Raw genomic sequence first — 3,203 nt, forward strand, 5'->3', positions numbered from 1 at the left:
GGGCGAGGCTTTGGCCTCGCCCGCCGCCGGCACGGATCACGAAGTCGTGATCGTCCAGACCTGGTTGGTGCTGCTGGTGTTGCAGGTGTACTGCTTCAGGCGGGCGCCGTTGGCAGTGGATGCGCTCGGGACATCGATGCACTTGCCCGAATTCCGGTTCTTGAACTGGTGGTCGCTGCCCACGCCGATGCGCTGCCACTGCTGGTTGGTGCCCGCGTGGCAGGTGTACTGCGTGATGTTTGCGCCGTCGGCCGTGGACGCGTTGTTGACCTCGATGCACTTGCCGGAGTGCTGGGCGACGAGGTTGTAGTAGCCGTTGCCGAGGTCGTTCAGCGCGATGCGCTGGTTCGTCCCGGTGCCGCAGGTGTACTGAACGACCTCGGCCGCGTTCGACATCGAGGCGGCGACGACGTCCATGCACTTGCCGGAGTGCTTGGCTGCGATCGTGCCGACGCGGGACCCGGAGCCGGTACCCCCGCTGGGGTTCACGTCATCGCCCATGGCATACCGGTACTGGTTGGCGCCCGAGTAGTTGCGGATCGTCAGGTCGAGCGCTGTGCCGCTGCCGCTCTTGATGTACATGGAGTACCAGTCGTAGCCGATGCTGCCCGGCTTGCCGCCGGCGGCCGGCCAGTACACGCCGCCCATGGAGTTGTCGCGCATGACCTGCGCGACCGCCCGCAGGTACCGGACCATGTTGTCGGTGCTGCCGCTGTCGTTGTAGTTCAGGCCGTTGTTCATCGCGGAGCCGAACTCGGTCACGACGGCGCGCGACGCGCAGTTCCCCAGGCGGGTCGTGATGTGCGACTTCCAGGCGTCGTAGGTCATCGCGCCGTACATGAACGTGTACGTGTGGAACGAGAGCAGGGTGTTGTTGAAGCGTGAGTCGTTGCAGACGTCGCGCAGGTCCTGGCTGGAGCCGGTGCCGCCGATCAGGACGCGGCCGGCGGGGGCGTTGCTGTGCGAGCTGAGCCAGGCGGCGGCCGTGTCGCGCCATGCGGTCGAGGAGTAGCCGTTCGGCTCGTTCATCGGCTCGAAGTAGACGAGGCTGTTCGAGGCGTACTGCGACAGGATCGTGTCCCACATGGAGTTCCAGGCGGCGGTGTTCGTGACCCTGCCGCCGGAGGCGGCGCCGTCCTCCCAGTACCCGAGGATGACCTTCCACCCGCGGGCCGTGGCCGCGTCGATCGTGCCGCGGTAGGCACCCCACCAGGCCGTGCCGACCGTGTGGGTGTTGACGGGCAGGCGGACGGTGTTGACGCCGAGCGTCGACTCCATGTCGCCGTAGAGCGCGTTGGCCTTGGCCTTCACGGTGTCGTAGCTGTCCGACGATGAGAGCCCGTCGAGCACCAGCGGGCTGGTCGAGAAGTTGTCACCGGCGACCGCCCAGTTCATGCCGCGGAACTGGGAGGTGGCCGCAGTGGCGGGAGCGCTGCCCGCGACGGCGGTGAACGGCAGGAGGGTCAGGGCGGCCAGCAGAGCGACCGCCAGGCGGGCCCGGGGTTGCCGGGCGCGTGGGGAGGTTGGGCGGAGTGTCGTCACGGTTCAACCCATCTCGCGCTTCATTGCGCGTGTTCGTCGATGACCTAACGGAGTGCTTCGATGCTGATCGTTTCCGAGGCCAGCAACGCCGTAAGAGTCCCACTCGAACAGTAAGTGGTCAAGAGTGGGCCTTAAACGAACAGAAACGATCACGCACAGCGTGTTCGATCAGTCGGGCCACCACGATCGCGCCCACGAGATCATCTCCGTCCAGACCTCTTGGGCACGTCGAAGAGAAGAGGCTGGCGTAGCGCCAGTTGCGGTCAAGCCTCGACCACCTGCGCGTCGCGGCCCAGGAGACGCAACGCGTCGGACCATGGGTCGGTGCCGGTCTCGGGGAGCGCTCCGGCGAAGACGCCCGGCGACCCGCCGGGACGGCTCGCGATCTTCCGGGCGTAGTCGAGGACGAGCCGGGTGACGGTCTCGTTCGGCCGGTAGGCGTCGCCGAGCGCTGTCGCGACGTCCCAGGCGTGGACGACGGTGTCGAGGAGCTGCATCGCGAGCGCGTCCGCCGCTGGCACATCGACGTCGAACTCGGCCAGGTGGACGGTCCGGTCCGCGTCGGCCTGCCCGAACGCGGACCGCAGGGCCGCCACGGACGCAGCCCACTCGCGGACGCCGTCGGCGGCGGTGAATTCCGGTCCGGCGTACGCAGGCGCCTCCGCGTCACCGGCAGCGACGGCGGCCGCGAAGCCGTTGTTCTGGCCGATCATGTGCGACAGCAGGTCGGCGAGGTCCCAGCCGTCGCACGGCGTGGCGAGGCTGAGATCGCCCTGGGCGGCCCGCTCGACGAACCGGCCGGCGTCGGCGAGGGCGTCGTCATGAAAGGTGCGCATCTCCGAATAAGTAAGCATGCGTAGACGATACACCCCCGTAGATCATACGTCCCTGGTTAGGATCACCAGGTGGAGCGACCAGAGCTTGGCTACCTGCTGACCCGGCTGGTCCGGGTGGTGATCGCCCGGGAGGAGCCGATCTTCGAGCGCGCCGGCCTGCGGATGTGGGACTACGTGGTCCTCAGCGCCCTCGCCGGGAACGACGCACCCACGCAGGCGCAGCTCGCGGCCCAGGCCGGGCGTGACAAGACGCGGCTGATCGGCAACCTCGACCGCCTCGAGGAGCTGGGGCTGGTGAACCGCGCGCCCGATCCCGCGGATCGCCGCAACCGCGTCGTGTCGCTCACCCCCGAGGGACGGCGTGTACACGGACGCTGCAGGGCCGCCATCCACGAGATGGAGGACGATCTCCTTCGTGACGTGCCAGCCGGCGATCGTGCCGCCTTCGAACGGGCGCTCACCACGCTGACCGGGTCTCTGGATGAAACTGCGCCTCACCCCTCGGCCGGCTCGTGAGGCTCATGCGCGCTCGACCAGGGCGACTGCCCGGTCCAGGCCCCGCTCCCGAACGACGCGATCCCCGAGCCTCGACGCAGCGGCCGCCGTCGCCGGTGCGCACGCTTCAGTAATCCGGTGGGCCAGCGCGGGCCCGGTGAGCTTGCGCTGGGACAGGGGCTCCGGGCCGACGCCGCGCGCGTGGGTCACGCGTCCCCAGAACGGCTGGTCAGCCACGAACGGGCACACGACCTGCGGTCGCCCCGCCGTGAACGCCGTGCCCGTGGTGCCGGCTCCGCCGTGGTGCACGATCGCGGCCATCCGCGGGAA

At 68.9% G+C, this 3,203-nt stretch carries 4 protein-coding genes; 1 reads left to right on the plus strand and 3 read right to left on the minus strand.

From position 1 onward, the window contains the following. Positions 1 to 36: 36 nt before the first annotated feature. Both ACFT2C_RS28985 and ACFT2C_RS28990 read right to left on the minus strand, forming a co-directional pair. Positions 37 to 1,542: an RICIN domain-containing protein gene (locus ACFT2C_RS28985; RefSeq protein WP_377210564.1), complete on the minus strand. Its 1,506-nt coding sequence runs from the start codon at positions 1,540 to 1,542 to the stop codon at positions 37 to 39. Positions 1,543 to 1,805: 263 nt separating this feature from the next. Further along, positions 1,806 to 2,396, minus strand: a complete 591-nt coding sequence (locus tag ACFT2C_RS28990; protein WP_377210565.1) for a TIGR03086 family metal-binding protein — start codon at positions 2,394 to 2,396, stop codon at positions 1,806 to 1,808. Between the two features lie 51 nt (positions 2,397 to 2,447). Between ACFT2C_RS28990 and ACFT2C_RS28995 the strand changes: the two genes are divergently transcribed. Continuing rightward, on the plus strand, positions 2,448 to 2,894 hold the full coding sequence (locus tag ACFT2C_RS28995) for a MarR family winged helix-turn-helix transcriptional regulator (RefSeq protein ID WP_377210566.1): 447 nt from the start codon (positions 2,448 to 2,450) through the stop codon (positions 2,892 to 2,894). Positions 2,895 to 2,897: 3 nt separating this feature from the next. Here the strand turns inward: ACFT2C_RS28995 and ACFT2C_RS29000 are convergent. Next, a partial coding sequence (locus tag ACFT2C_RS29000) for a glycosyltransferase (protein WP_377210567.1) occupies positions 2,898 to 3,203 on the minus strand: 306 nt, incomplete at its 5' end.

Origin of the sequence: Promicromonospora sp. NPDC057138 (assembly GCF_042670845.1) — a bacterium.
Classification (GTDB): Bacteria; Actinomycetota; Actinomycetes; order Actinomycetales; family Cellulomonadaceae; genus Promicromonospora.